The organism is Streptococcus sp. 27098_8_113 (genome assembly GCF_041432545.1).
GTDB lineage: Bacteria > Bacillota > Bacilli > Lactobacillales > Streptococcaceae > Streptococcus.
The window spans coordinates 1-529 of record NZ_JAPVZU010000035.1; the positions used below are offsets into that span (position 1 = coordinate 1).

At 41.8% G+C, this 529-nt stretch carries 1 protein-coding gene; it reads right to left on the reverse strand.

The genetic code is table 11. The features are described 5' to 3' along the window. The coding region (locus O3644_RS10035) for a sigma-70 family RNA polymerase sigma factor (RefSeq protein WP_371595640.1) at positions 1–410 on the reverse strand (410 nt) is incomplete at its 3' end. Between the last annotated feature and the right edge of the window lie 119 nt (positions 411–529).

A 529-nucleotide genomic window follows, 5' to 3' on the forward strand; every position in this document is an offset into this window, starting at 1 on the left:
CGTTCGTCACCTAGTAAGCGGTGGTATAACTCTAGTTGTTCTTTATCTAACTTGGAAGTGTAGGCTGCTAACGAACTTCGAAGAGCGACTAAATCATCTAAAGCTAGTTCGCGCTTGCTCAGTCTATGACTAATGGTTCCAACTTCTTCATAAGACTGACGATCGAAGCGGCGTTTTTGGCTCTCTTGCTTTCGAAGAATGTCATGAATATGATTCCGAAATTTTGTTTTGAAGTAGCGATAAAGGCGACTTTCGTCTTGACTGATATCTGGATGGCTTTCTTCCAGCTGGTGATAAACCAGCATACCTTCTTGTTCCCAGTCACTACCCTCCCATAAATGCACATAATAATCCCGTGCACAGCGACGGACGATCCACTGCACTTTCTCATAGCGTTCCTTGAAGTTCATGTTATCTCCTTTTTCTTTGATAATATGATTCTACAAGAAAAACTCTTTCCTCAGGCCTCCTGTCCCTATCCTGTCTATTTTATACCCCAACTGGTACCTAACAAAAATATCTATGACAT